At 66.8% G+C, this 25,685-nt stretch carries 20 protein-coding genes; 6 read left to right on the top strand and 14 right to left on the bottom strand.

Annotated features, from left to right (window positions below; translation table 11 throughout):
• Window positions 1-4 precede the first annotated feature (4 nt).
• From U4012_RS27190 to U4012_RS27175, 4 genes are all read left to right on the top strand, one after another.
• Entirely contained in the window at window positions 5-949 is a 945-nt protein-coding gene (locus U4012_RS27190) for a GlxA family transcriptional regulator (RefSeq protein WP_044847758.1), read from the top strand.
• 474 nt (window positions 950-1,423) lie between these two features.
• Window positions 1,424-3,136, top strand: a complete 1,713-nt coding sequence (locus U4012_RS27185) for a M36 family metallopeptidase (RefSeq protein ID WP_321802260.1) — start codon at window positions 1,424-1,426, stop codon at window positions 3,134-3,136.
• 76 nt (window positions 3,137-3,212) lie between these two features.
• Window positions 3,213-4,466 (top strand): M20/M25/M40 family metallo-hydrolase, encoded by a 1,254-nt coding sequence (locus U4012_RS27180; RefSeq protein ID WP_321802259.1) that lies wholly within the window; start codon window positions 3,213-3,215, stop codon window positions 4,464-4,466.
• A 110-nt stretch (window positions 4,467-4,576) separates the two neighbouring features.
• Complete coding sequence (locus U4012_RS27175) at window positions 4,577-4,945, top strand: YbjQ family protein (RefSeq protein WP_321802258.1); 369 nt, start codon at window positions 4,577-4,579, stop codon at window positions 4,943-4,945.
• Between the two features lie 18 nt (window positions 4,946-4,963).
• On the opposite strand, the gene U4012_RS27170 is transcribed toward U4012_RS27175, so the two are convergent.
• The 8 genes from U4012_RS27170 to betC all read right to left on the bottom strand — a co-directional run bounded on the left by U4012_RS27170 (window position 4,964) and on the right by betC (window position 15,779).
• Entirely contained in the window at window positions 4,964-5,674 is a 711-nt protein-coding gene (locus tag U4012_RS27170; protein WP_321802257.1) for a PepSY-associated TM helix domain-containing protein, read from the bottom strand.
• Window positions 5,671-6,354 (bottom strand): Fe2+-dependent dioxygenase, encoded by a 684-nt coding sequence (locus U4012_RS27165; RefSeq protein WP_124492195.1) that lies wholly within the window; start codon window positions 6,352-6,354, stop codon window positions 5,671-5,673. Before U4012_RS27165 ends, U4012_RS27170 begins: the two co-directional genes overlap by 4 nt.
• Window positions 6,355-6,400: 46 nt before the next feature.
• Window positions 6,401-8,596 (bottom strand): TonB-dependent siderophore receptor, encoded by a 2,196-nt coding sequence (locus tag U4012_RS27160; protein ID WP_321802256.1) that lies wholly within the window; start codon window positions 8,594-8,596, stop codon window positions 6,401-6,403.
• A 587-nt stretch (window positions 8,597-9,183) separates the two neighbouring features.
• Entirely contained in the window at window positions 9,184-10,434 is a 1,251-nt protein-coding gene (locus U4012_RS27155; protein ID WP_321802255.1) for an MFS transporter, read from the bottom strand.
• Between the two features lie 290 nt (window positions 10,435-10,724).
• On the bottom strand, window positions 10,725-11,609 hold the full coding sequence (locus U4012_RS27150; protein ID WP_044844446.1) for a patatin-like phospholipase family protein: 885 nt from the start codon (window positions 11,607-11,609) through the stop codon (window positions 10,725-10,727).
• Between the two features lie 223 nt (window positions 11,610-11,832).
• Window positions 11,833-12,972 (bottom strand): porin, encoded by a 1,140-nt coding sequence (locus U4012_RS27145; protein WP_044844349.1) that lies wholly within the window; start codon window positions 12,970-12,972, stop codon window positions 11,833-11,835.
• A 256-nt stretch (window positions 12,973-13,228) separates the two neighbouring features.
• Window positions 13,229-14,200, bottom strand: coding sequence for a choline ABC transporter substrate-binding protein (gene choX, locus U4012_RS27140; protein WP_321802254.1), 972 nt, complete (start codon window positions 14,198-14,200; stop codon window positions 13,229-13,231).
• Window positions 14,201-14,243: 43 nt separating this feature from the next.
• Entirely contained in the window at window positions 14,244-15,779 is a 1,536-nt protein-coding gene (gene betC / locus U4012_RS27135) for a choline-sulfatase (protein WP_124485156.1), read from the bottom strand.
• 202 nt (window positions 15,780-15,981) lie between these two features.
• On the opposite strand from betC, the gene U4012_RS27130 reads away from it, so the two are divergent.
• Window positions 15,982-16,908: a choline sulfate utilization transcriptional regulator gene (locus U4012_RS27130; RefSeq protein ID WP_321802253.1), complete on the top strand. Its 927-nt coding sequence runs from the start codon at window positions 15,982-15,984 to the stop codon at window positions 16,906-16,908.
• 471 nt (window positions 16,909-17,379) lie between these two features.
• Window positions 17,380-18,267, top strand: a complete 888-nt coding sequence (gene purU / locus U4012_RS27125; protein WP_124485154.1) for a formyltetrahydrofolate deformylase — start codon at window positions 17,380-17,382, stop codon at window positions 18,265-18,267.
• 150 nt (window positions 18,268-18,417) lie between these two features.
• On the opposite strand, the gene U4012_RS27120 is transcribed toward purU, so the two are convergent.
• The 6 genes from U4012_RS27120 to U4012_RS27095 all read right to left on the bottom strand — a co-directional run bounded on the left by U4012_RS27120 (window position 18,418) and on the right by U4012_RS27095 (window position 25,682).
• Window positions 18,418-20,073 carry an APC family permease gene (locus U4012_RS27120; RefSeq protein ID WP_321802252.1) on the bottom strand — a complete coding sequence of 552 codons (1,656 nt, stop codon included), beginning with the start codon at window positions 20,071-20,073 and terminating at the stop codon, window positions 18,418-18,420.
• A 179-nt stretch (window positions 20,074-20,252) separates the two neighbouring features.
• Window positions 20,253-21,116 (bottom strand): glycine betaine ABC transporter substrate-binding protein, encoded by an 864-nt coding sequence (locus U4012_RS27115; RefSeq protein ID WP_044844355.1) that lies wholly within the window; start codon window positions 21,114-21,116, stop codon window positions 20,253-20,255.
• A 144-nt stretch (window positions 21,117-21,260) separates the two neighbouring features.
• Window positions 21,261-22,409 (bottom strand): hybrid-cluster NAD(P)-dependent oxidoreductase, encoded by a 1,149-nt coding sequence (locus U4012_RS27110; RefSeq protein ID WP_321802251.1) that lies wholly within the window; start codon window positions 22,407-22,409, stop codon window positions 21,261-21,263.
• Between the two features lie 27 nt (window positions 22,410-22,436).
• Window positions 22,437-23,678 (bottom strand): aromatic ring-hydroxylating oxygenase subunit alpha, encoded by a 1,242-nt coding sequence (locus U4012_RS27105; RefSeq protein ID WP_044844357.1) that lies wholly within the window; start codon window positions 23,676-23,678, stop codon window positions 22,437-22,439.
• A 52-nt stretch (window positions 23,679-23,730) separates the two neighbouring features.
• Complete coding sequence (locus tag U4012_RS27100; protein ID WP_044844358.1) at window positions 23,731-24,516, bottom strand: electron transfer flavoprotein subunit beta/FixA family protein; 786 nt, start codon at window positions 24,514-24,516, stop codon at window positions 23,731-23,733.
• Window positions 24,513-25,682, bottom strand: a complete 1,170-nt coding sequence (locus tag U4012_RS27095; protein ID WP_124521487.1) for an electron transfer flavoprotein subunit alpha/FixB family protein — start codon at window positions 25,680-25,682, stop codon at window positions 24,513-24,515. The genes U4012_RS27100 and U4012_RS27095 overlap by 4 nt, the downstream gene beginning before the upstream one ends.
• Window positions 25,683-25,685 lie beyond the last annotated feature (3 nt).

Here is a 25,685-nt window from a genome sequence, read left to right as displayed (position 1 = left end):
CCCGATGCCAGAGGATTTCCACTTCCTGTTGCTGCCCGGCTTCTCCGCGCTCGGCTTCATGTCGGCGGTCGAACCGCTGCGCGTCGCGAACCGCTTTCGCACCGAGCTGTACCGCTGGCACGTGATCAGCGCGGACGGCACGCCCGTCGCCGCGAGCAACGGCATTCCGGTCGCGGCCGAAGCCGCGTACGCGGACGTCGCGCAGGTCGAGACGGTGTTCGTCGTCGCCGGCTTCGATCCGCTCGTGTGCTACGACCGTGCGCTCGCGGACTGGCTGCGCCGCCAGAACCGGCACGGCGCGACGCTCGGCGGCATCGACACCGGCAGCTTCGTGCTCGCGGAAGCCGGGCTGTTCGACGCGTCGCAAACGCTCACACTGCACTGGGAAGCGCTCGCCGCGTTCCGCGAGCGCTACCCGGGCCTGAACGCGACGCAGGAACTGTTCGAGATCGACGACCGGCGCATCACCTGCGCGGGCGGCACCGCGTCGATCGACATGATGCTCGACCTGATCGGCCGGCGGCATGGCGCCGATCTCGCGGCGGCCATCTCCGAACAGTTCGTCGTGAGCCGCATCCGGCAACGCTCGGACAGCCAGCGGCTCGAGATCGCCGCGCGCTATGGCGTGCACAACCGCAAGCTGATCCAGGTGATCGACACGATGCAGCGGCACATGGAAACTCCGCTCGGCTCCGATGCGCTCGCGCAGGACGTGGCGATCACGCGGCGCCAGCTCGAACGGCTGTTCAGCGCGACGCTGAACGACACGCCGACGCGCTTCTACCTGAACCTGCGCCTCGATCGCGCACGCGAGCTGCTGCAGCAGACCGACATGAGCATCACGTCGGTGTGCGTTGCGTGCGGCTTCGAATCGCCGTCGCATTTCTCGCGCACGTATCGCTCGCGTTTCGGCGTGAGCCCGCGCAGCGACCGCCGCGCGACGCGCTGAACGGCGCCGCTTTTGCGTACAATCCGGCGCGCCATTGCACGCGCCGGCAGCGTTTCCCGCCATTCGCTCAATAATGCCGCCGATTGATCGACGGACCGAAGCGGCCTTCGAAAATAAATTGCAAAGTTGCCGAAAATATTCTGTAACATACCTCGCAATTAGATAGGCAGCCCTAAGGAGATGAGAGCCCGGTCCCGACGCATGTCGCGCCACGCAGGCTGCCAAACCGATATCAATTCCGAGGGGTATGACATGACGATGCTCGCCTCACCGTCGCCGCACCTGCCTGCCGTTCGCTTCCCCGCCGCCATTCCGTTCCGATTCGTTTCGACCTGACGCTTAGTTATCCTCAGTCAGTCGAATCTCCCAGCACCGCTTCGCCGCACCGGTTCCATCGAGCCGGCGCGCGAGCCGTGTCGTGCCTGCTCGCCACGAGCGCGCGGGCGTGTCCAACCGTTGAGATGAGGATCACCCATGCAGACATCACGCAAAGCATTGCCGCTCGCCCTGGGTCTCGCGCTCGGTTTCGGCATCGTCGGCGGCAGCGCGGCCGATACCAAGGTCGCGAACCCGCAGGCGTCGAGCCTGCGCGAAAGCCTGACGCGCGGCGTGGCACCGGCCGCGGCCAAGGCCGATACCGCCGCCGGGCAGTTCCGCGCCGACGGCGTCGCCGTCACGCTGTACAACCCCGCCTATCGCGCGAACAAGGCGGCCGCCACGCCCGCGGCCGCCGCGCGCGATTTCGTCGCGGCGCAGGCGACGCAGCTCGGGCTCGACCCGGCCGCGCTCGCGAGCCTCGCGGTGACGTCGGAGCGCAGCGATGCCGATTTCACCGTCGTGCGCTTCCAGCAGCAGGCGGCCGGACTGCCCGTGTACGGCAGCGACATCGCGGTGACGGTCGCGAAGGACGGCCGCATCCTGTACGTCGCGAGCAACACGATCAACGGCGTGGTCGTCACCGCGCGCAAGACACAGGCGGTCGACCAACAGCAGGCGCTCGACCGCGCCCGCGCGTATCTCGGCGTCAGCGGCTTCACAAACCTCGACGCACAGCGCGTCGCGTTCGTCGACAAGGCCGGCACGCATACCGCATGGAAGGTACGCGGCCGCCCGCAGGACGGCCCGAAGGGCGACTGGGAACTGCTGATCGACGCGGATAGCGGCGAAGTGCTGCGCGCCGAGGACAAGGCGTTCTATGCGACCGACGGCACCGGCTTCGTATTCCGGCCCGATCCGCTTTCGTCGACGAAGAGCAGCTACGGCAGCACGGGCTACAAGGACGGCAACGACGCCGATTCAACCCAGCTCACGGCCGCGCGCGTGCGCGTGACACTGAAGGATCTCGCGCAGTCGAACTCGCGCTACGTGCTGTCGGGCCCGTATGCGTCGTGCGTCGACTTCGATGCGCCGCGCGACAACGCGTGTCCGGCGCAGGCGACGCCGACGTTCGAGTTCACGCGCGGCAACCTGTATTTCGAGGCGGTGAACACGTACTACCACATCGACACGTTCCTCCGTTACGTGAACCAGACGCTCGGCATCAAGGCGCTGCCCTACCAGTACACGGGCGGCGTGCAGTACGACCCGCACGGCGAATCGGGCGACGACAACTCGTCGTACTCGTCGAGCAGCGGCCGGCTGACCTTCGGCCAGGGCGGCGTCGACGACGCGGAAGATGCGGACGTCGTGATCCACGAGCTCGGCCACGGCATCCACGACTGGGTGACCAACGGCGGCCTGTCGCAGCAGGAAGGCCTGTCGGAAGGCACAGGCGACTATCTCGCCGCCGCGTACAGCCGCGACTTCAATCAATGGAGCCCGTCCGACGCGCAATATCACTGGGTCTACAACTGGGACGGCCACAACGAATACTGGGGCGGCCGCGTGACGAACTGGAACGTCGGGCGCACCTACGCGCAGGCACGCGGCGCCGAGATCCACACGGCCGGCCAGTACTGGGCGTCGTGCAACCTCGTCGCGCGCGACGCGATCGGCGCGCAGGCGATGGACAAGGCCTTCCTGAAAGGGCTGTCGATGACCAACAGCTCGACGAACCAGAAGGCCGCCGCCCAGGCGGTGCTGACGGCCGCCGCCGCGCTCGGCTACAGCAGCGCGCAACTCACGGCGATCGGCAATGCATACAACAAGAGCTGCACGTACGGCGTGACCGTGCCGCAGAAGTCGTAATTCCGCAGCAGGCGGGGGCGCCGCATGACCTGCGCGCGCCCTCTTCCTCGACATCGCCATCCTCACGAGATCGAACATGCCTACTCTGACATTGACCCGCCTGAGCGCCGCGCTCGGCGGCATGCTGCTGACCGCCGCCGCGCACGCGACGCCGGTGTGGATCACGCTCGGCGACACCGCGTTCCGCCAGCTTCAACGCATCGATGCGAGCGCAACCGCCCAGTACAGCACGGCGGTCGACGCCGGCAAGACGGCCGACGGCGCCGTGCGCCGCGAAACCGTGCATATCGTCGAGATCGACGATTCACGACTCGGCGAACTCGCCCATGCGGTCCACCATGCGCGCGGCCACGGGCCCGGCTACATCGTGCACGACTCGTTCGACGACGCACGGCAGGCTTTGCAGCCGGTACCCGCGGCATTCGCGAAACAGGCGGCCGTGCCCGCCTACCAGCTATCGAACGCGCCGCAGATCAAGACCTGGATCCAGCAACTGCAGGCCAGCAACATCGTCGGCACGATCACGTCGCTGTCCGGTTTCACGAACCGCTACTACACGACGTCGCACGGCGTCGCCGCGTCGGACTGGCTCGCGCTGCAGTGGCGGCAACTGGCCGGCTCGCGCACCGACATCGCCGTCGAGCAGTTCACGCATGCGGGCTTTCCGCAGAAGTCCGTGATCCTGACGATCCGCGGCAGCGATCCGGCCGCGGGCACGATCGTGCTGGGCGGCCACCTCGATTCGACGGTCGGCCGCACGACGGAAAACACGCGCTCGCCCGGCGCCGACGACGATGCGTCCGGCATCGCCAGCCTGACCGAAGCGCTGCGTGTGCTGCTCGCGAACGGCTACCGGCCGAAGCGGACGATCAAGTTCGTCGGCTACGCGGCCGAGGAAGCCGGCCTGCTCGGGTCAAAGGCGATCGCGAAGCAGTTCCGCACGCAGAACGCGAACGTGGTCGGCGTGCTGCAGCTCGACATGACGAACTACCAGGGCGATCCGAAAGACATCTACCTGATCACCGACTACACGAACGCCGCGCAGAACACCTACCTGACGAACCTCGCGAAGACCTACCTGCCCGAGCTCGCGATCGGCACGTCGCAATGCGGCTATGCGTGCTCGGATCACGCGTCGTGGCATGCGCAAGGCTATCCGGCGTCGTTCCCGTTCGAGGCCGACCAGAACGACAGTCCCTATATCCATACCGTGAACGACACGCTGGAGAATTCGGACCGGCAGGCGAACCACGCGCTGAAGTTCGGCAAGCTGGCGCTTGCGTATGCGGTCGATCTCGGCGGCGACGGCAGCACGACCGTCAAGCGCTGACCGGCTCGAGCCGCCCGGGCGGGCGCGCGCATCATGCGCGCCCGGTCGAGCGCGTTTCCCGTTCCGGATAGAATCGTCGTTCGACCACTTCCGCACCACGGTGCTCCGTCATGACCGACTTCTCCCGCTCCGTCGACGCCCTCTCGCCCGAGCACGTCACGACCGCATTCGATTTGCCCGGCCACACGATCGTCCGCTCGCTCGGCGTCGCACAGGGCATCATCGTGCGTTCGCGCTCGATCGTCGGCTCGTTCGGCGCGGCGCTGCAAACCATCTTCGGCGGCAACATCACGCTCTATACGTCGCTGTGCGAGAAGGCGCGCCAGCAGGCGTTCGACAAGATGCTCGCCGACGCGCGCAAGCTCGGCGCGAACGCGATCGTCGCGATGCGCTACGACTCGACCGAGATCGGGTCCGGCGTCACGGAAGTCATCTGCTACGGCACGGCCGTACAGGTCGTGCGCGACGCCGGCGTCTGACCGTCAGCCGTTATGCGCTTATGCGCTGGCCGCACACACGATCGCGACGATCGAGCCGATCACGAGCACCACGCCGATCGTCTTGCGCTTGTTCAGCTCCGTCCACAACAGCACGCCGGTGAGCGACAGCAGGACCAGCGCGCCCGCGAGCGTATCGACGAGCAGCACCCAGCCGATGCTCGTCCCGACGCCCTTGTGCAGGTTCGTCAGCCACGTGAGCGTGCCGTTGCCGGTACGCTTGAGCGTCATCGTGTCGCTGCCGATCCAGTAGTCGACCGCGACGTTTTCATGCGGCGACGCGAACACGAGTTGCCAGTGCTCCGGCTGCACGGTTTCGCGGTCGCCCCATGCGACCGGATGCGCGGGCTCCTTCTGCACGCGGCCCATGCGTTCGGGCAGATGCAGATCCGGTTGCGCACGCAGCCATTGCTCGAGCGCGCGCGGTGACGCGGGCCGCGGATCGGGCACGCCGAGCCGCAACGTCTCGACGCGCGGCGCGCCGGTCTGGATGCGCAGCGGCGGCGCACGATGATTCAGCAGGAAACCCGTCGTGCCGAACAGCAGCCCGAGCGCGGCCCCCCACAGGCCGATCCAGCCGTGCACCTTGCGCAGCCATTTGATGAAGGTGCCGCGGCGCGAACGCGCGCCGCCGGAGCCGGCCGGGCGCACGCCCGGCGCGATGCGCGACGCGGATGCCGCGTCGATGTCGATGGGATCGGCAACGCTCACGTCTCGCTCCAGATTCTCAGAAGATTGTGGTAGCAGCCGACCAGGCTGCGGCACGCCTGCGTATCGGCGCCGCCGGCGTTGAGCCGCTGGATCGCCGTGTCCATGTCGAACAGCAGCGCCCGCTGTGCATCGCTACGCACGAGGCTCTGCACCCAGAAGAAACTCGCGACGCGCACGCCGCGCGTGACCGGTGTGACCTGGTGCAGGCTCGTCGCCGGATAGACGATCATGTCGCCCGCGGGCAGCTTGACCTGCTGCACGCCATACGCGTCCTCGATCACGAGTTCGCCGCCGTCGTATTCGTCCGGCGCGGACAGGAACAGCGTGACCGACACGTCGGTGCGCAGCTTCACGCCGTTCGGCAGCACGCGCACCGCGCCGTCCACGTGACTGCCGAACGTCATCCCGCCTTCGTAGCGGTTGAAGAGCGGCGGATAGACCTGGTTCGGCAGCGCCGCGCTGATGAACAGCGGATTGCGCTCGACCGCAGCGAGGATCGCGTCGCCCAGTTCGCGCGCAATCGGCGCATGCTCGGCGATCTGCTGGTTGCGCTTGACCGGCGCGCCCGTGTAGCCGGCCGTCGCGCGGCCGTCGACCCACGCGTCGCCCGCCTGGTCGAGCCGGTCACGCACCGTGCGCACCTGCTCGGGCGTCAGCACGTTCGGGATGTGTACAAGCATCGTTCCACCTTTTTCATCGAATGACGCGGCGATCGCACGCGTGCGGTCAGAACCGGTAGTCGAGCGTCGCGAGGAACGTGCGTCCGACGCCCGGCACCGCGCGGCCGCCGTCCGACTGGATCAGCGCATCGTAATAGAACTTGTCGGTCAGGTTCAGCAGGTTCAGGCGCAGGTCCCACTGCTTCGCGTGATATGCGGCCGTTGCATCCCAGCGCGTATAGCCGCCCACCTGCACGTAGTTCGTGTTCGCCGCGTAGCGACCCGACATGTAGGTCGGGCCGCCACCGATTTCCCAGTGCGGCGTGAACGCATACGTGGTCCACAGCGTGAACGTGTTGCGTGGCGTATTCGCGAGCGTCTTGCCCTGGGTGCCGTCGAGCGCGCTCAGGATCACGCCGTTCATGTACGTATAGCTGCCGAACACCTGCCACTTCGGCGTGATGTGGCCCGTCACGCTCGCCTGGAAGCCACGCACGCGAATGTCGCCCTCGAGCAGGTATTCACCCGTCGACGTCAGCGTGCGCGCGTTGCTCTTCTCCTGCTGGAACAGCGCCGACGTGACCGACAGGTTGTCGTTCAGCAGATCCCACTTGGCGCCGACCTCGTACGACTTCGTGTGTTCCGGCGACAGGTTCTGCGTGTTGTTCGTGACCGTCAGCGTCTCGAGCGACGGGTTGAACGACGTGCCGTACGAGAAGTAGTACGACTGCGATTCGGTCGGCTGGTAGATCACGCCGGCCCGCACGCTCGTGAAATAGTTGGTCTGCGACGCGTAGCCCGGCGCGCTCACCGTGTTCGCGAGATGCGCCTGGAAGCGATCCCAGCGCAGCCCGCCGACGAACTTCCAGTCGCGGCCGATCGATACCGTGTCGTTCATGTACGCGGCGAGCGTCGTCGCGCCCGATTCAGCGTGGTTGGCCGGCGTCTGCGTCGCGTTGGACGCGCTCGACGACAGATAGGCCGGATCGATCAGCGACAGGATCGGCAGGCCGCTGCGCGTATACGCCTGGTTCGTGTAGCTGTCGTGCCCGACCTCGACGCCCGCGATCAGGTCGTGCTTCCCGAAGCCGGTGTCGAACTTGAAATGCGCCATCGTGTCGTTGTCGACCGAATGGTTTTCGATCACGCGATCGTGACTCGCAAGCTTCACGTACAGCGCGGACATCGGCAACGACGTGTAGTTGCCGTTGGTCAGCGCGGTGCTCGACGCGAGCGGCCCGGTCAGTACCGCGTTCGCCGCCGTCTCGCGCGCGTCGGTCATCGAGTGCGAGAACGACGTGCGGTTGCTGATCGTCAGCGCGTCGTTGACGCGATGATCGATGCGCGCGGACACCGTCTGCACGTCCTGGATCGTGCGGTCGTCGGTGAGGCCGTAGAACGTGTGCTTCGACACCGGCGCCGGGTGGCCGTCGACCGCGAGCACGCCGTAGTCCGGCATGTCGTAGTTGTGCTGGATCAGCGCGGACAGCGTGATCTCCGTCGGCGTGCCGATGCCGAAGCGCAGCTCCGGCGCGATTCCGTAGTCCTTGTTCTTCATCACGTCGCGCGTCGAGCCGAGCGACTGGCCGAACGCGTTGATGCGGAACGCCGAGGTCTCGCCGAGCGGCCGGTTCAGGTCGACGCTCGCGCGGTAGTGATCGTCGGTGCCGAGCGTCGTCGACACTTCCGCGGACGGCTTCAGGTTCGCCTTCTTCGACACCTGGTTGATCACGCCGCCCGTCGAGCCGCGCCCGAACAGCATCGACGACGGGCCGTACAGCACCTCGACCGAATCGAGATCGAACGTGTCGCGGTAGTACTGGTTACGGTCGCGGAAGCCGTCGAGATAGATGTCGTTCTGCGCGGTGAAGCCGCGCAGGTTGATGTTGTTGCCGATCTGCCCGCCTTCCGCGCCGCCGATCGTGATGCCCGGCGCATTGCGCAGCGCGTCCTGGAACGACGTGAGCCCCTGCGATTCCAGCAGCGCCTTGTTGATCACCGTGACCGACTGCGGAATGTCGCGCAGCGCGGTGGGGGTTTTCGCGCCGACGGTCGAACGCTCGGCCTGGAAGTCCTGATGCACGGCCTGCCCCGCCACGTTGACCGTCGGCAGCGTGTCGCTCGCGGCCGGCGTCGCACTGCCCGGTTTCGCGGTGACGGCCGGCGCCGATTCGGCGCTCGTGCCCTGCGCGAATGCAGGCGAAGCGATAGGCAAAGCAAAGGCCAGCGCGAGCGCACTCGCGAACGGGGTCTTGTTCGGCATGAAAATCCAGTCGGAATTTGAAACCGCCCCGCGTGGACGCGCGGCGACGCGCGCACGAGGCACGGATACGCTGGCTCGCTGGCCGCCGACGATCAGACCGACGGCGACACTAGCTGGCTACGGTTGACGAGTGACCGGCAGCGCAGTCGTCGCCGCGGTCATGAAAATGAGAATCGGTATCATTCCAGATATTTCTTTTCGTTTCAATTGATACCCGCTTCATCATACGAAAGCACGATGTTTCGAAAAATTACGGAAAGTTTTATGTAATTATATGAATGGCTTTTGTAATTGATCGGGATATTCAGTCTGACAATTTTGGGGCTGGGAGCCTTGTGCAGCAAGGCACTGAAGTATCAGCCTCTTTTCGGATTCCCACCGCGGTGGGCTCGATGATGCCAGCACCGCTTTCAGCTCCGGTACCCCGCATCGCGAGAAACGACAGCACCGGATTGATTATTCAGACGATTATCCGACCCGAATGCCGTTTGGAATTCGATTGAAATAAGAAAGCAATTTGAAATGAATTGCGACGCATGAGGCCGGTTTCCCGTGAACGGTAAACGCATCGCCCCGCTGGCGTCGACTCAATGATCGCGTTCCAGCGACGTCATGTTCCGCAAGGTCGGGAACAACCGCATCCATGTCAGCGCGACGGCGATCGTCGCCGCGCCGCCGACGACGATCGCCACCGGCGCACCCCACCACGCAGCCGTCACGCCGGATTCGAATTCGCCGAGCTGGTTCGACGTACCGATGAACAGCGAGTTGACCGCGCTCACGCGGCCGAGCATGTCGTCGGGCGTGCGCAGCTGCACGAGCGACAGGCGCACGACGACGCTCACCACGTCCGATGCGCCGAGCGCCGCCAGCGCGACGAGCGACACCACGAAATTGCGCGACAGCCCGAACACGATCGTCGCGATGCCGAACGCGATCACGCCGCCGAACATCGCGCGGCCCGGCCGCCCTTTCAGCGGAAAGCGCGTGAGCCACAGCGTGCCCGCGAGCGCGCCGACCGCCGGCGCCGCGCGCAACGCGCCGAGCCCCCACGGCCCGACCTGCAGGATGTCGCGCGCGTAGATCGGCAGCAGCGCGGTCGCGCCGCCAAACAGCACCGCGAACAGGTCGAGCGACAGCGCGCCGAGGATCGCCGGTTCGCGCCGGATGAACGCGATGCCGGAAAACACCGACCGCAGCGTGACCGGTTCGCGCGCCGGCGGCGCACTGCGCAGCGGAATCGTGCCGCTCAGGATGGCCGCGATCGCGAACGCCACGACGCTCGTGCCGAACGCCGCGGGCGCGCCGACGCCATACAGCACCCCGCCGAACGCGGGCCCGAGAATCTGCGCGGCCTGGTTCGCGGACGTCGACAGCGCGGTCGCGCGCGGCAGGTCGCCGCGCGGCACGACGGCCGGCAGCAGCGACGACACCGACGGCGATTCGAACGCACGCGCGGTGCCGACGATCGCGGCCAGCGCATACACGCCCGGGGCGGTGAGCCCGCCTTGCGCCGCGCCGAACAGGAATACGCCGGCGGCCAGCGCCTCGACGCCCTGGCAGATCGTCGCGATGCGCCGGCGGTCGTAGCGGTCGGCCACCTGCCCGACGACGAGCGTCAGCGCGAACATCGGCACGAACTGCGCAAGCCCGACGAGCCCGAGCGCGAACGCGCTGTGCGTGAGCGCATAGACGTACCAGCCGATCGCGACCGACAGGATCTGGAAAGCGAGCGACGACATCACGCGCGTGCCCCAGAAGCGCTGGAACGGTGCGTGGCGGAACAGGTTGGCGGGTAACGGCGACGGCGAAGTGGATTCGGGTAACGGGGTGGTCATCGGCGAGACGTCATGGAGGGAAGGCCGGCGATCGCCGATACGCGATGCGGCCAAAGCGCGATGATAGCTTCAACCGCCGAAACCTTGCCGGATGGCTATCGGATGCCGATGCCGATTCGGCCGCCATGGCACGCACCGCGCGGCACAATGCAATGCCGAACCGCGCCGCATCGCGCAAAAATGTCTTTAGCCGATTTCCGGGTAGAGAGGGCCGGCGTTCTGCGTTCTGCGTTCTGCGTTCTGCGTTCTGCGTTCTGCGTTCATGAGTTTGTACGCGGCGCGGGCAACCTTCAATGCGACAGCGCCGCGGCGTGATCGTGCTCGCGCAGCTGGCCGGGAATCGCGCACTGCGCGAGCCCGCCCGCATCGATCCATGCGCGCGTGCGTTCCGCGGCCCTGTCGATCAGTTGCGCGCACTGCGAGTAATCGTATGACGACACTTCCAGCGGACAGAGCGGCGGCACGACATGGATTTGCGCGCGTGCCGCGTACAGCTCCAGATCGCGCACCAGTTGCCGCGCGATCACGAGCGTCAGCGCGTGCGTCGCGTGCGCGATCGCGCTGCGCGGCGGTACGCGCAACGCACAGGCGAACCCGGCCGGCAGCACGACGATCCGCCTGGCGCCGAGCGCGATCGCAACCGAGATCGGCGTATTGTTCGCGACGCCGCCGTCGACGAGCTCCACGTCGCCGATGCGAACCGACGGAAACACGCCGGGAATCGCCGCGCTGGCTTGCACGGCATCCACGACCGGACCGGCGGACAGCACGACCTCCGCGCCGCTCAGCACGTCGGTCGCGACGATGTGGAGCGGCAACGCGGCCTGTTCGATCCGCCGGTACGGCAGGTTCGTTTCCAGCAGCACGCGCAGCGCATCGGCCTCGACCAGATGCGGCCGGTTGCGCAGCAGCATCGCGAAGAGGCTGCGCATTGAAAACGGCATGACGTCCTGGCGGCGGATCCTGCACCACAGCGCGGCGAGCATCGCGACGCCATCGGCATCCGGCCGGCCGGCGAAATAGGCGGCATTGATCGCGCCCGCCGACGCGCCGACGACGCAATCGGCCCGTTCGCCGCTCGCCACCAGCTCGCGGAGCATGCCGACCTCGATCGCGCCGAGACTGCCGCCACCGGCGAACACGAAGGCGGTCGTGGGAGTGGGATCGGAAGTCACGGTGCGTCCTCCGGCGGTTGGCTGCGACAGTGCTTTCTCCATGATGGATCGTGCGGCGCCCCGGCTGTCCTGATGAAAACCCTGCCGGCCCGCGGCCCCGGCGGTTCGGGGACGTGCCCGCCGCGTTCCCCGGCATTCCGCGCTGAACAAAAAAAAAGCGCGAACCACGGTTCGCGCCAAAGAGAGACCTCGCTGAAGAGTCGAAAAAACTACCTCACCCCGCTCAGAACGAATGCCGCATCCCGATTCGCACGTCGGCCTGCGTCTGCGTCGTCGACGGCGTGAAGCTGTAGCCGACCACCGCATCGACGCCCTGCGACGCGCGCAGATAATCGCCGGAGATGTACACGTCGGTGCGCTTGGACAGCAGGTAGTGCAGGCCGGCCGTGCCCTGGTTCCAGTGGTGGCCTTCGAAGCGCGTGTGCTGGTAGCCCGCGATCAGGCTGAGCGCCGGCGTGAACTGGTACAAGCCGCCGCCTTCATACACCTGCATGTGCGACGACTGGCCGAAACCCTTGATCGTCGTGTACGAGAAGTTCGCGTCGAGCGTCAGCTTGCCGATCGTGTAGCTCGTGCCGACGCCGAACGTGCCTTGGCTGTCGACGTCCATCGCGGTGTTCGCGAACAGGTCGGTGCGCGCGCCGGTCGCCGGATCGACGGTGACGGTCTGCTGGCCGAGGAACGTGTGCGTGCCGATCATCGCGTACGGGTCGAACGCGTAGATGCCGTTCGGGTTGTTCAGGCGCGTGTACGCGGCGCCGATCGAGAAGTCGCCCTTCGTGTAGCTCGCGCCCGCGCTCCATGCGCTGTTGCGGTGGAAGTTGCCGGCGACGTTGCCGAACGAATACATCGCGCCGAACTTGACGCCGTTCAGGTCGTTCGACAGGAACTTCACCGAGTTCGGCAGGCGGTCGCCGTTGAAGCGGTCGAAGTCGCCCTGGTGGATCGCGTAGCCGCTGCCCCATGCCGAGATGTTGTAGATCGACACGAGTTCGTTGGTGATGTCGAGCTGGTTGCCGAACGACAGCGTGCCCCAATCGTTCTGGAGACCGACATAAGCCTGCCGCCCGAACTCCGCCCCGCCGAAGCCGAGCTGCCCGTTGCCGAGGTGGAAACCGCTCTCGAGCGCGAACACGGCCTTCAGGCCGCCGCCGAGATCTTCCGTGCCTTTCAGGCCGAAGCGGTTCCCGTACGACACGCCGTCATCGAACTTGACCACGTGCGAACCGCCCGTGTTGTTCACGTACGTGATGCCCGCGTCGAGAATCCCGTACAGCGTCACGCTGCTCTGCGCGTGGCCGATGGCGGGAATACAGGCCGCGCATGCCAGCGCGGCTGCTACGGCAACTTTCTTTTGCTTCATTGTCGACCACCCTCCCTGAACCCTTCGATGGAAAGAACCGGGGCCTGGCGCGCACAGCAATACGCCGGCTGATTCGAATTCGGTACGTCCGCTGGCTTCGGCATTTCGTTTTCCGCAATAACGCAGCCATTGGCGAAAAATACAAACCCATATTTCAGGTCACCCGTCTGAAGGCGACACCAAATGGTCTCGATGCGACCGTTCGGGAAAACACGGAGGCGGGCGGCGCGGCGAAAAACCGGCCGCCCGGAGGCGGTCAGCGGGCGTCGAGGGCCGCGCGCACGGCCGGCAACGCGGGGGCGCCGGCCGCCGTGGTGACGCCGTCGAGCCACGCTTCGACGAGCGCTGGATCGGCCTTCAGCGCATGCTGCGCGGCGAGCGCGGGCGACGTCTTGTGGTCGAGCATGTCGGCGATCATCCGATTCTCGACGTCGACGGAGAACGTCATCTGCCTGAACAGCCGCGCGAGGTTCGCGCACTGGCCGGCAAAGCCCGCGCGCGTGACCGTGTTGACCGTCGCGCCGCCGTAGTTCGGGCCGAAATACGCGTCGCCGCCCGACAGGTAGGTCAGGTTGAACTTCGTGTTCATCAGGTGCGGCTCCCACGCGAGAAAGACGATCCAGCGCTTGTCGCGCACCGCGCGCTCGACCTGCGTGAGCATCCCTGTCTCGCTCGATTCGACGAGCGACCAGTTCGCCGCGCCGAGCGCATGGTCGGACAGCATCCGCTTGATGTTCTGGTTCGCGGGCGCGCCGGGCTCGATCCCGTAGATCTTGTCGCCGAAGCGGTCCGCGTAGCGCGCGAGATCGGCGAACGTGTGCACGCCGGCCGCCGCGACGTAGTCGGGCACGGCCAGCGTGAACTTCGCGCCGTTCAGGTTCGCGTGCAGCACGTCGATCGACTTTTCGTCGACGAACGGCTTCACGAGCGGCGCCTGCGCGGGCATCCAGTTGCCGAGGAACACGTCGACCTGCCCTTTCTTCAAGCCCTGGTAAGTGATCGGCACCGACAGGTTCGCGACGTCCTGTCGATAGCCGAGCGCCTTCAGCACGACACCGGCCATCGCGTTCGTCGCGTCGATGTCGGTCCAGCCGGGCGCCGCCATCTTCACGTCGCGGCACGTCTGCGGGTCGGCGGCGCGCGCGGGCTGCTGCATCGCCACCACGCACGCGGCCGCGGCGAGCGCGGTGCCCAGGATCCGGATTGCTGCATTGCATTGCCGTTTCATGATTCGCTTCCTCCGTCGTTCGTCAATGTCCGCTGCGGCTCGTTCAGCGCCCGACGCGCGGAAAGCGCGCCATCGCTTCGAGCGTGTCGAGTTCGATGTGATTGCGCATGTAGCGCTGGCTCGCGTCGGTGAACGGTTGCCAGTCCCACGCCTGGATGCGGCCCTGCGTCGTCGCCGCGTAATGGAAGCGGCGCCGCCGCTGGCTCGCGCGCACCTGCGCGTCGAGTTCCGGCAGGTTCCAGCGGCGCGCGGCCTCCTCGCGGAATGCGGCGAGCACGCCGGCGGCTTCCGGCAGACCGGCCAGGTTCGTGCGCTCGCGCGGATCGTCGGCGAGGTTGTAGAGCTGGTCGGGATCGGCCGGGCAATGCACGTATTTCCAGTCGCCGCGGCGGATCATCACGACCGGCGCAACCGCCCCTTCCGCGAGGTATTCGCCCAGCGCGACGTCGTGCGCGGGCGCGCCTTGCAGATGCGGCACGAGGCTCGCGCCGTCGACCGGGTCCGGCCAGCCGCCGGCCGGCGCCGCGCCGGCGAGGTCGACGAGCGTCGGCAGCAAATCGACGTGCGACACCGGCCCGCGCACGCGCGCGGCACCGAAGCGGCCCGGCGCGTGGACGATCAGCGGCACGCGGCAGCCACCTTCGAAGAACGTCATCTTGTACCAGAGCCCACGCTCGCCGAGCATGTCGCCGTGGTCGGACGTGACGATCACGATCGTGTCGTCGGCGAAGCCGCATTGCTCGAGCGCGGCCAGCACGCTGCCGAACTGCGCGTCGACATAGGACGTCGCGCCGTAGTATGCGCGGCGCGCGGCGCGGATCTGCGCGTCGGTCGGCGGCGTGCGGTCGTTTTCGCAGACGAAGCGCAGCCGCTGCGAATGCGGATCGCTCTGCTGCGCATCGAGCCGCACGGCCGGCATGTCGATCTCGTCGTCGCGGTACAGATCCCAGTATTCGCGCGTGATCGCGTACGGATCGTGCGGATGCGTGAGCGACACGACCATGCAGAACGGCCGCGCGTCATGACCGGCCGCGCGCTCGCGCGCGACGTCGTACAGCTTCTGCTTCGCCGCGAACGTGACCTCGTCGTCGAAATCGAGCTGGTTCGTGCGCACGCACGGGCCGGCCTCGAGCACCGAACTCATGTTGTGATACCAGCTCGGCCGCTCGGTCGGGCGGTCCCAGTCGGGCACCCAGCCGAAGTCGGCCGGATAGATGTCGGTCGTGAGCCGTTCCTCGAAGCCGTGCAGCTGATCGGGTCCGCAGAAATGCATCTTGCCGGACAGCATCGTCCGGTAGCCGCCCGCGCGCAGGTAGTGCGCGAAAGTCAGCGTTTGCGCCGGCAATTCGGCGGCGTTATCGTAGGCGCCGATACCCGACGGCAGCTTGCCGGTCAGCAGCGAGAAGCGCGACGGCGCGCACAGCGGGCTCGCGCAATACGCGGCGTCGAACACCACGCCTTGCGCCGCGAGCCGGTCGAGCGTCGGCGTGCGCGCGACGCGGTTGCCGTAGGCCGGCAACGCGAACGGCGTCAGCTGGTCGGCCATCAGGATCAGGATGTTGGGAGTCGGGTTCGTCATCGGCGGTCTTGGGGAAATCGGTGTTCGAATGGAGCGGCGCGACGCTCGGGCGGCGACACGGTCGGCATGACGGACGCAGCCTGAAGAAAGTGCCGCGCGCACCGGCCGCGACTGGCTAGAATCGCGGAAGGCTTGGCGCGGCGCCGTGCCGTCCGAAGCACTATCCCCCGCCCGAATTCGCGCGGGAAGGCGTCCGGCCCTTATGAGGCCATTAGAGAGACTTATGTCGAAATCCGAACCGTTACCGTCGATGCAGGCGCTGCGCGCGTTCGAATCGGCCGCCCGTCTCCAGAGCTTCACGGCCGCCGCGCGCGAGCTCGGCTCGACGCAACCGGCCGTGAGCCAGCAGGTGTTCCAGCTCGAAGCGGAACTCGGCGTGCCGCTGTTCGAGCGCAGCCCGCGCGGCGTCACGCTGACGAGCGACGGCCAGTGCCTGTACGAAGCCGTGCGGCTGAGCCTCGACACGCTGCGCGGCGCCACCGCGACGCTGCGCGCGCGCCGCGAGCACGGCGCGCTCACGATCGTCACGGATTTCGGTTTCGCGACCTACTGGCTGATGCCGCGCCTCGCGGGCCTGAAGCGTGTGATGCCGGACGTCGACGTGCGGGTCGTCACCTCGCAGGATTACGACGCGCAGCGCGACCACGCCGACATCGCGGTTCTGTTCGGCGACGGCCACTGGCCGTCGTGCACGGCCGCGCGGCTCTTTCCCGAATCGGTCACGCCCGTCTGCTCGCCGGCATTTCGCGACGCGCATCAGCACGTCGCGCGGCCCGAGCACCTGCAGGCGCTGCCGCTGCTGCACGTGCAGGCGACGCGCCCCGAACGCTGGCTGTCGTGGGCCGGCTGGTTCGACGCGCACGGCCTCGACGCGCCGGCCGCCGCGCGCGGCGTGACCTTCAACAGCTATGCGCTGGTGATCCACGCGGCGCTGCTCGGCGACGGCGTTGCGCTCGGCTGGTCGCCGCTCGTCGACGAGCTCGTCGCATCCGGGCAGCTCGTGAAGCTCGTCGACGCACCCGTCGTCACGTCGCGCGGCTACTTTCTCGTGCGGCCGCCGCAGCGGCCCGAGCCGGACGCGACACATGTGTTCCGGCGCTGGCTGCTGGACGCGTGCGCGCCGGCTTGAGCGGGCGGCTGGCCGGCGGAGCGCTGCCTGACGCTTGCTGGAGCGGCTGCGGCTGTCCCATCTGACGCGCGCTGGACTGGCTGCGCCTGCCCGCTTGACGTCCGATGGAGCGGCTGTATGTGCACCGCCTGACGCCCGCTGCAGCCGCTACGACTGCGCCGCCTGACGCTCGCCGGACCGGCTACGGCTGCACCGCCTGACGCTCGCTGGACCGGCTACGGCTGCACCGCCTGACGCTCGCTGGACCAGCCGCGCCCGCCCCGCCCGACACACCGCCCAGCGTCCCCAAAACCGCCGCCTCGAGCCTCGCCACCGCCCCGCCGCGCTGGCGCGCCGATACCAGCCACACGGCGGGTTGGTTCTATCCGCGCCCAAATCGTCCTGATTTACTTGAGCCTCCCGCTACCTGCGTAGCGTGGCGCCCCGTCGCGCCGCCGCGCGCGTTGCGTTCCCTGACATCCGAGGAATCTCATGACCGCCGACTCACGCCCCGATCAATTCGTCCTGACGCTGTCGTGCCCGAGCGCGGCCGGCCAGGTCGCCGCCGTCGTCGGCTTTCTCGAGCGCCATCGCTGCTACGTCGATGCGCTGAACGTGTTCGACGACGATCTCAGCAACCATTTCTTCGTGCGCTGCGTGTTTCATCCGACGGATGAGACGCTGCAGATCGACGCGCTGCGCCAGGAGTTCGGTCCGATCGCGACCGCGCTCGGCGGCGGCGGTGACGGCGACACGCAATGGGCGATCCACGACGTGAACGCGCGCCCAAAGGTGCTGATCATGGTGTCGAAGCTCGAGCACTGCCTCGCGGACCTGTTGTTCCGCTGGCGGATGGGCGAACTGAAGATGGACATCGTCGGCATCGTGTCGAACCATCCGGACTTCGAACCGCTCGCCACGCAGCACGGGCTGCCGTTCCGCCACTTCCCGATCACGGCCGACACCAAGGCGCAGCAGGAAGCGCAGTGGCTCGACTTCTTCGAGTCGAGCGGCGCCGAACTCGTGATCCTCGCGCGCTACATGCAGGTGCTGTCGCAGGAAACCAGCGCGAAGCTCGCGAACCGCGCGATCAACATCCATCACTCGTTCCTGCCCGGCTTCAAGGGCGCGAAGCCGTATCACCAGGCGCATGCGCGCGGCGTGAAACTGATCGGCGCGACCGCGCACTTCGTGACCGACGATCTCGACGAAGGCCCGATCATCGAGCAGGTGGTCGAACGCGTCGATCATGCGCTGCGTCCCGAGCAATTGCTCGCGGTGGGCCGCGACGTCGAGTGCATCACGCTCGCGCGCGCGGTGAAGGCGTTCATCGAGCGGCGCGTGTTCCTGAACGGCGACCGGACGGTGGTGTTTCCGTAAGCGCATCCGTTCGGCGCACAGCCAACAAAAAACCCGACCGGCAGCACCTGCCGGTCGGGTTTTTTATCGCGTTACGTTCGACGCGTCGCGCAACGGCCCCGGGTGCGGTGTCCGGGTTCGTCGCGCGACGCGCGTGCCGCGTTCAGATGCTTACTTGACCCACGCGAAGTAGTACGACAGCCAGATCGTCAGCGCTGCACCGACCAGCGCCGCATACGGCATCAGGTTCAGCCACATCGCGCGCTTCGGCACTTCGAGTTCCATGTCGCGCTGCATCTGCGCGGGGAAACGGCCGCGATCCTGCCAGTAGTGACGATAGAGAAACACCGGCACGATCAGCAGCATCGCGATCAGCCCGTTGCGCAGCGTGCCTTCGCCCTGCAGGTTCGCACCCGCACCGACATAGACGAGGTTCGCGTAGCCGCAAACCGAGCCGGCGACGAGCAGCCAGGTCGGGCAGCGGAACGGCCGATCCCAGTTGCCGCGGTCCATCCGGTGGATCCAGCCCGACTGGAGATTCAGGAATACGAACAGCATGTAGCAGACGTTCGAGATCGCCAGCACCGTCATGTAGTCCGACATCATCAGCAACACGAGGTTGAAGCCGAGATCGGTCCACATCGCGCGCGTGGGCGAGCCGTGCTCGTTCACGTGCGACAGGTACTTCGGCAGCCAGCCGTCGACCGATGCCTGGTACAGCGTGCGCGACGAGCCCATCATCGACGTCATCACGATCAGCAGGATCGACAGCATCAGCATCACGACGACCGCGTTCGCGACCCATGCACCGCCACCGACGATCTTCGCCATCGCGGCCGCGACGCCGGTGCCGTCGCCGATCGCCGGGTCGAGCATCGCCTGCGTGCCGAGCGCGCCCTGGAACGCCATCGGCACGAGCGTCATCACGACGAGGCACAGCGCGCCCGACCAGAAGATCGCCTTCGCGGTGTCGCGACGCGGATCGCGGAATTCGCGCGTGTAGCAGACCGCCGTTTCGAAGCCGTACGACGCCCAGCCGGCCATGAACATCGCGCCGAGCGCCATCGTCACGCCCTGCCCGTTCCACGAACCGAAGGTCGCGGTCGTGAGGTTGCCTTGAGCGTCATGACCGAGCGGCAGCAGCGGAAGCAGGTTCGACATCGGCACGTCGCCGGTGACGAACGGCACGATGCCGACGATCAGCAGCGGCGTGAGCGACGCGATGCCGAGAATGCGCTGCGTACGCGCAGCTTTCGATGCGCCGCTGTGCTGAAGCTTGAACGTGATGAGAAGCAGAATCGTCGCGATGATGAACGTCGCGTTGATCCGCAGTGAAAGACCGGACTTGATGAACCCGAGATCCGCAACCTTGAACTGCCAGTGCAGCACCGCCGCGTCGGCGGGAAAGAGACTCGTGAGCGCATAGCTCGCCGCGAGGCCGCAGCCGAGCGCGAGCATCGGCGACCACGCGAGCCAGTTGCACCACACGGAAACCGGGGCAATCAGCTTGCTGTAACGGACCCAGCCGATCGCGCCGTATACCGACGCGCCGCCCGATTTATGGGGAAATAGTCCCGATATTTCCGCATAAGTCGCGCTTTGAATCAGCCCCATCGTGATCGCGGCGATCCAGATCGCCCACGCGGGCTGGCCGATCGTCGCGCATACGCCGCCGATCGTGAACAGCACGCCTGCCGGCACGCCGCTCGTTACCCAGAATGCATCTTTCCAAGTCAGGCCACGCTGCAGCGTGTGGCCCGTCGAATCATGTGAGATGGTTGCCTCAACGTCACTGGTGCGATTAGCACGCAGTCCTGCCTGACTCATCCAATTCCTCCTGTGATGACTCCGCACAAGGGCCGTAGTGTAACAACTTATGGGCTTTTTTGCAGAATCAGTAAAAGAAAGCCGGGATATGGCCGCATGAATTCACGATTGTTTCGGATTCCTGCGTGCCATTCCCGGCGTATTTATTTATGATGATTCGCGCGACGAATCGCCGCGGCTTACTGCGCGCCTTCAGTCCACGAATTCACGCGGTCAGCATGCGCGGCAATCCATGCATCGGCGGCCGCTTCCGGCTTCGAACCGTTCTGGATCGCGAGCATCACGCTGTCGATCTCGCCCGGCTTCCACTGGAACTTCTTCAGGAACGCAACGACCGGCTTGGCCTTCGTTTCGAGCTGCGGGTTCGCGACGCTGTCGACGTGCTCCGCGCCGCCGAACACCTTCTTCGGATCCTCGAGGAAGCGCAGCTTCCACTTCGCGAACATCCAGTGCGGCGCCCAGCCGGTCACGATCACCGGCTTGTTCGCGCCGACGGAGCGCGACAGCTCGGCCGTCATCGCGCTGCCCGAACTCGGCATCAGCGTGTAGCTGAGGCCGTAGCTCTTGATCGCTTCGTCGGTCTTGCGCATCACGCCCGCACCCGCATCGATGCCGACGATCCGGCCGCCGAAGCTGCTTTTCTCGGCATTCAGATCTTCAATGCTCTTCGCCTTCACGTAGTCGGGGACGATCAGGCCGATCTTCGCGTCGGGGAAGTTCGCACCGAGATCGACGACCTTCGACTTGTATTCGCCCCAGTAGGAGCCGTGCGTGACGGGCAGCCATGCGGACAGCGTCGCATCGAGGTCGCCGCGCGCCACGCCCTGCCACATGATCCCGGCAGCCACCGGCACGAGCTGGACCTGGTAACCGAGCTTCTTCTCGATCACGCGTGCCGCGACGTTCGACGTCGCCACGCTGTCGTCCCAGCCTTCGACGTAACCGATCTTCAGCGTGGGCTTCGTATCCGCGAGCGCCGACGCGCTCAATGCCACCATCGCCGACAGTGCGCCGGTCCACAGCAGTTTTCCGAACAACTTCATGGTCGATCTCCTTGAAATGCGCACCGTGCGCGTTGTCTCTCTAGGTTCTTCAACCACAAATCCGCGGTATCGTTGTTTTCCGACGGATGCTTGTCCGGAGGCGACGCAACGCGACGCGCCCGGACCGGCGATGGCTCGATACGACTACTTGTCGATCACGAGATCCGACAGCGGCTTGCTGCAGCACAGCAGCACCATCCCCTGATCGATCTCGCGCTGGCGGATGCCGCCGTTGTGCTTCATCTCGACCTGCCCCGACACGAGTTTCACCTTGCAGGTGCCGCACATGCCCTGCGTGCACGACGCCGGCAGCCGCACGCCGGACTGGCGCGCCGCGTCGAGCACGTGCTGCTCCGAGCCGCACGAAATCTCGCGATTGCTCTTCGCAAAGCTGACCGTGTACTGCTTCGTCGCGACGTCGCCGTCGTTGGCCGCCGGCGCGAGTTCGGCGATCACGTCGTCGCTCGCGGTCTGCGCGAGCGTCTCGAACGAGAAGCTTTCCTCGTGATACTGCTTGCGGTCGAAGCCGGCTTCGTCGAGCAGGTCGCGCACGGCCTTCATGTACGGCGCGGGGCCGCACGTGAAGATCTCGCGCTCCATGAAGTCCGGTGCGATCAGCTTCAGCAGCGGCAGCGTCAGGAAGCCCGTGACGCCCGGCCAGTTGGTGCGTGCACCGACGCGCTCGACGACGAACGACGTGCGGAAGTTCGTATGGTTCGACGCGATCAGGTCGAGCTCGCGCGCGAAGATGATGTCGTCCGGCGTGCGCGCGCTGTGCACGAACAGGATGTCGCGATCCTCGGCGAGATCATGGTGCGCGCGGCTCATCGACATCAGCGGCGTGACGCCCGAACCGGCCGACAGGAACAGGTACTTGCGCGCCGGATGCCGCGCGCACGTGAATTCGCCGGCCGGGCCGAGCACGCGAACCGACGCGCCCGGCTGCAGGTTGTCGTGCAGCCAGTTCGACACCTTGCCGCCCGGCACGCGCTTCACCGTGATCGAGATCGTGTGCGGCCGCGCGGGCGACGACGAGATCGTGTAGCACCGGTTGATCGTCTCGCCGTCGATGTCGAGTTCGAGCGTGATGAACTGCCCCGGCTCGAAGGAAAACGCACGGCCTTGCGGCGAACGGAAGAAGAAACTCTTCACGTCGTGGGTTTCCTGACGCACGTGGCAGCACACCAGCGTTTCCTCGACGTCGCTCGTCCAGCGCTCGGGCAGCGCGCTCCAGAACGCCGGGTGCGTCACCCGGCTGTCCACCGGCTCGAAATTGGCCGAATCTCGCATCATGTGTAGCTCCACTTGCTGTCTGCTGTACTACGCGCCGATTTTTTCGGCGAGCCGGCCGATGTACCAGGCCGAGAATTTTTCGACGAGACCTTCCGTGTACGGCGAATACGGGCCCGGCTCGTATGCGCTGCTGGTCGCGCCGCGCTGCGAGAATTCGACGAGCGCGCGATCCTGGTCGTTGGTCGCGTTCCACACGGCCGTCAGGTTCTTCACGTCGTAGTCGATGCCTTCCTTCGCATCCTTGTGGACGAGCCACTTGGTGCGCACGAGCGTCTTGCCGGCCGACAGCGGAATCACCGAGAACGTCACGATGTGATCGCTCATGAAGTGATGCCACGAGTTCGGCTGCGTCCAGAACGACAGGCCGCCGAGGTCCGCCTGGTCGAACTGGCCGAGCAGTTTCTTCGATGCGACCTTCGCGTCGAGCGTCTGCGATTCGCCGTGGCGGTCGAGCGGCAGGCGCTGCGTGCGGAAGCCCGTCACGTCGAGCAGCTTTTCGATTTCGGCGGACGGCAGGCCCATCTCGGCCCACTCCTTGCCGCGGCGCACGCAGGTTTCAGCGAACGCGTCCATGCCTTCGGCGTTCGCGTCGGAGCGCTGGTAGCCGAAGCCGTATTCGTACAGCGAGATCGTCAGCTCGGGATGGTTCGCGACGCAGTGATAGCACTCGCGGTTGTTCTCCATCGTGAGCTTCCAGTTGCCTTCCTCGATGATGTCGATCTGCGCGGCGATCTTCGTGTTCGGCAGATCGTGCGGCAGCAGATACGGCTCCATCTGGGCGCGCAGCTGCGCGAAATCGACCGGCGGCTCCTCGGCGAGGCAGATGAAGATCAGGCCCGCGAGGTTCTGCACGTGCACCGACTTCAGGCTGTGCTTGCAGCGGTCGAACTTCTCGCCCATGTGCTCGGCGAACATCAGCTGGCCGGTCAGGTTGTAGGTCCAGCTGTGGTACGGGCACACGATGTTGCCGACCGAGCCCTTATCCTCGTTGCACAGGCGCGCGCCGCGGTGGCGGCACACGTTGTGGAACGCGCGGATTTCCATGTCGTCGTCGCGCACGATCAGGATCGAGTCGCTGCCCAGTTCCACGGTCACGTAGTCGCCCGGCTCGGGAATGTCCGGTTCGACCGCGACCTGGATCCAGTGCTGGCGGAAAATCGCCTCCATGTCGAGGGCGAAGATGTCCTCGCTCGTGTAGAACGGCGCCTCGAGGCTGTAACCTTCCTTGCGTCGCTCGATCAGTGCACGAATGTCTGCCGATACTTTCATCGTTTGCTCCGGATTCCTTGCGTCCCAGTGTGGTTGCCGACAGGCATCAAAATCAGTAGTCGATGAGCTGATGCTCGCGCAAATACGCGAGGATCACTTGTGCTTTTTCGACTGAACTCCCTTCATTTACGACGTTGCCGCCGCGGCTTTCGGTCGTGGTCGCGGACAGCATCCGGGCATGCCCCGAGCGCTTCTCGGCGGCGACCAGCTTTACGGGTTTACGCTCGATCGGGCCGACCTTCCAGGCCGCCGCATCGGCGTCCGCGCCGGTCGACGTGAGTGCCGGGCGGATCGCGCCGGCGCGCAGCCGCGCATACGCGTAGCGCGGCGCCACGTTGGCGAGCGGATGGACCGCGACGACGGCCGGCAGCGCCGCGTCGACGCGCCGCCGCAGCCCTTTCGGCAAGAATTGCCGGACCGCCGCGCGGCCGCCGTCGACCGTCACGTCGACGGCCGAGCCGACGAGCGGATAGCCGAGCGCCGCGGCGACGCGATACGGCAGCATCCCGGTGTCGTACGCGCCCTCGGCGCGCGTGCCGGTCAGCACGAGGTCGTAGCCTTCGACGCGCGCGGCAAGCGCATGCGCGGCGTCGTCGCCGTCGTGGCAGGCCAGCACCTCGACCTGCCGCGCGCCGAGCGCGAGATATTCAGCAAGCGCTTCATTCGCGGGATCGCCCGCATGGATCACGTCGAGCTGCGCGCGATGCCGCTCCGCGAGCTGGCGGCCGACCTCGAGCGCGGCCGCGTCGTTGCGGCTGTAGCGCGCGGTGCCGCTGACGGGGTGCCGGCCGACGGACACGAGCACCGCGATGCGTTGCAACTGGCGGGGGGCGTTCATGCTGCGACTCCTTCGGTTTCACGCGAGCCGACCGCGGCCGGCGATTGTCCGCGCGACGCGCGCGCGGCCTGCACCTGTTCGATCAGCGCGGCGATCGTCGCCTGCGCGTCGCCCACCACCGTCAGGTTCGCGCGCTTCGCGATCGGCGCGCTGCCGTCGAGGTTCACCGCGATCACGTGACGGCAGTCCTTGATCCCCTGCAAGTGCTGAACCGCGCCCGAGATGCCGAACGCGATGTACACGCTCGCCTCGACCGTCTTGCCGGTCGCGCCCACCTGCTTGTCGCGCGTGAAGTGACCGTTGTCGACCGCGACGCGGCTCGCGCCGATCGCCGCGCCGAACGCGCCGGCCAGTTGCTCGAACGCGCCGATGTCGGACACGCCGTTGCCGGCCGACACGATGAAGTCGGCTTCCTCCAGCGCGACCTGCGCCGCGTCGATTTCCTCGAGGCCGAGATCGCGGTACGGCTGCGCCGCGTCGCCGGCCGGGCGGATGAAGTCGGCGGCCAGGCGCTCGCCGGCGCCGACGAACGGCAGTTTCGCCTCGACCGCGTTCTGCGCGAGCAGGATCACGTCGGGCAGCCCGCGCGTCGCGAATGCGCGGCCGGCCTGCGCATACGCGCCGACATGCTTCGCGTCGATCTCGACCACGTGGGTCGCGACGCTCGCGCCGGCGGCCGCCGCGTAACGCCGGCCGAGATCGCCGTCGCCGGTCGCGTTGTCGGGCACGAACACGTGCTTCGGCGCGAGCGCCGCGGCGCATGCCTGCAAGGCTTGCAATTCGCTTTCGGGCGCAAACGCGCGACGGTCGAAGTCGGCCAGCTCGATCAGCTTGTCGACGCCGAGTTCGGCGGCGTCATCCTTCAGTTCGCCGAATGCCAGCAACGCGACTTCGGTCTGCGCGTCGGCGAGCACCGCGGCGGCGGCGATCGCCTGCCGCGCATGGTCGTCGAGCGCGCCGCGCTCGGCGTGCGCCACCACCAGCATCACGTGCTTCGGGTCCTGCACCGCGCGGCGCGGCTTCGCGGCTGCGGCGCCGTGGCCGTGCGCGGACCACTGCGCGGCGCTCGCGTCGGCGCTGCCTTCCTCGCCGAGCGTGATGCGCTTCAGGCCCGCGGCCGTGATGATGAACGGCCGGCGCGGATCGATTCGTTTGATCGTGTTCATCGA

The organism is Burkholderia sp. BCC1988 (assembly GCF_905339895.1).
In the GTDB taxonomy this organism is placed as follows: domain Bacteria; phylum Pseudomonadota; class Gammaproteobacteria; order Burkholderiales; family Burkholderiaceae; genus Burkholderia.
This window is presented reverse-complemented; position numbering and strand designations above follow the sequence as displayed.

What these genes read in the sequence shown, in the direction of transcription:
- U4012_RS27190 (WP_044847758.1), top strand. Translation starts at nt 5, where the DNA reads ATGCCAGAGGATTTCCACTTCCTGTTGCTGCCCGGCTTCTCCGCGCTC.
- U4012_RS27185 (WP_321802260.1), top strand. Translation starts at nt 1,424, where the DNA reads ATGCAGACATCACGCAAAGCATTGCCGCTCGCCCTGGGTCTCGCGCTC.
- U4012_RS27180 (WP_321802259.1), top strand. Translation starts at nt 3,213, where the DNA reads ATGCCTACTCTGACATTGACCCGCCTGAGCGCCGCGCTCGGCGGCATG.
- U4012_RS27175 (WP_321802258.1), top strand. Translation starts at nt 4,577, where the DNA reads ATGACCGACTTCTCCCGCTCCGTCGACGCCCTCTCGCCCGAGCACGTC.
- U4012_RS27165 (WP_124492195.1), bottom strand. Translation starts at nt 6,354, where the DNA reads ATGCTTGTACACATCCCGAACGTGCTGACGCCCGAGCAGGTGCGCACG.
- U4012_RS27160 (WP_321802256.1), bottom strand. Translation starts at nt 8,596, where the DNA reads ATGCCGAACAAGACCCCGTTCGCGAGTGCGCTCGCGCTGGCCTTTGCT.
- U4012_RS27155 (WP_321802255.1), bottom strand. Translation starts at nt 10,434, where the DNA reads ATGACCACCCCGTTACCCGAATCCACTTCGCCGTCGCCGTTACCCGCC.
- U4012_RS27145 (WP_044844349.1), bottom strand. Translation starts at nt 12,972, where the DNA reads ATGAAGCAAAAGAAAGTTGCCGTAGCAGCCGCGCTGGCATGCGCGGCC.
- choX (WP_321802254.1), bottom strand. Translation starts at nt 14,200, where the DNA reads ATGAAACGGCAATGCAATGCAGCAATCCGGATCCTGGGCACCGCGCTC.
- betC (WP_124485156.1), bottom strand. Translation starts at nt 15,779, where the DNA reads ATGACGAACCCGACTCCCAACATCCTGATCCTGATGGCCGACCAGCTG.
- U4012_RS27130 (WP_321802253.1), top strand. Translation starts at nt 15,982, where the DNA reads ATGAGGCCATTAGAGAGACTTATGTCGAAATCCGAACCGTTACCGTCG.
- purU (WP_124485154.1), top strand. Translation starts at nt 17,380, where the DNA reads ATGACCGCCGACTCACGCCCCGATCAATTCGTCCTGACGCTGTCGTGC.
- U4012_RS27120 (WP_321802252.1), bottom strand. Translation starts at nt 20,073, where the DNA reads ATGAGTCAGGCAGGACTGCGTGCTAATCGCACCAGTGACGTTGAGGCA.
- U4012_RS27115 (WP_044844355.1), bottom strand. Translation starts at nt 21,116, where the DNA reads ATGAAGTTGTTCGGAAAACTGCTGTGGACCGGCGCACTGTCGGCGATG.
- U4012_RS27110 (WP_321802251.1), bottom strand. Translation starts at nt 22,409, where the DNA reads ATGATGCGAGATTCGGCCAATTTCGAGCCGGTGGACAGCCGGGTGACG.
- U4012_RS27105 (WP_044844357.1), bottom strand. Translation starts at nt 23,678, where the DNA reads ATGAAAGTATCGGCAGACATTCGTGCACTGATCGAGCGACGCAAGGAA.
- U4012_RS27100 (WP_044844358.1), bottom strand. Translation starts at nt 24,516, where the DNA reads ATGAACGCCCCCCGCCAGTTGCAACGCATCGCGGTGCTCGTGTCCGTC.
- U4012_RS27095 (WP_124521487.1), bottom strand. Translation starts at nt 25,682, where the DNA reads ATGAACACGATCAAACGAATCGATCCGCGCCGGCCGTTCATCATCACG.